This window comes from Mycolicibacterium vinylchloridicum (assembly GCF_013404075.1).
GTDB classification, from domain to species: domain Bacteria; phylum Actinomycetota; class Actinomycetes; order Mycobacteriales; family Mycobacteriaceae; genus Mycobacterium; species Mycobacterium vinylchloridicum.
The window spans coordinates 1-1,062 of sequence record NZ_JACBJQ010000191.1; the positions used below are offsets into that span (position 1 = coordinate 1).

The 1,062-nt window shown below is 61.5% G+C and carries 1 protein-coding gene; it reads right to left on the minus strand.

The window, feature by feature from the left end; translation table 11 throughout:
* Positions 1-54: 54 nt before the first annotated feature.
* Positions 55-450 (minus strand): hypothetical protein, encoded by a 396-nt coding sequence (locus HPC46_RS34495; RefSeq protein WP_179476450.1) that lies wholly within the window; start codon positions 448-450, stop codon positions 55-57.
* Between the last annotated feature and the right edge of the window lie 612 nt (positions 451-1,062).

The window sequence follows — 1,062 nt, forward strand, 5'->3', positions numbered from 1 at the left end:
CTTCTACAATCACCAACGCCGCCACAGTGCCGCCGACGGGCTATCGCCCGTCAACTACGAGATCAGGGAATCCAAGACCAAGCCCGAAGCGGCATAGGAAACCCTCCACGATTTCGGGGGAACCACATTACTCACCGTATGAATCTCCACCGCATCAGCAGTATCAATCCGGCGCATCACATACCCCACCGGACCACCCTCACCAACAACCACCTGCAACGGCCAGGTCAACACCACAAACCCATCCGACTGCACCGCACCCCCCGGCGGCGAACCCACCATCGCCGCCACCTTCGCACACTTCACATCCCGATCCTTCAAACCCTCATGAAAGATCTTCGCCACCCACTCCGGCCGCCCCACAACCTCATACACCACCCCCTCCCCCGCACGCGCCAACACCGCACCCAACACCACCGAAACCCCACCATCAACCCACAAACCACTCACCAAACACCCCCAAAAACACAGCGAACGGTGGCGACTCGGGAGAGCGGTGGCGTCATGGTGGTGTTTCTGTCGGCTGGTCGGCAGGGTAAACGCGCTGGCAGGTCGCAGCGGCAAGGTCTAGCAGTATCCCACTATCGCGAGCGGGTTCTTGTCGGTCGTTCGTCCGACAAGGCCGTGCGCCACACCATCGCCGCGCGGCCAAAACTATTGGACGCTAGAAGCTCTCGTCTACTCCGGAGACCCTCTTGCTGGGCCGCCGAACACCACGTCGCAAGCCCAGCACAGCAGACATCCGCCCACCAGAACCCCGCTATCCACCGCCCAAATTGTCAGCCACACGAGCTCTTGGTCCATGGGGTCCGAATAGAACTACAGGGCCAACGCGACGAGGGCAGCCGTCGGCAGCAGTCCGATCGCCCATGACGCGCGCTGACGCCTAGCAATGCCCCATGCGGCCACGAACAGCATCATGGACAAGTAGGAGAGAGGAATTGTCAATACCTGTGGATCGGGGTGTTTCAGGCGACCTCCGTTTCGGTTGATTCGGCCGGCTCGGGCGGTGTGATGTCGGCGGGGCGTTCGAGTAGCTTGCCTTTGTGGAAGACGGCGCCG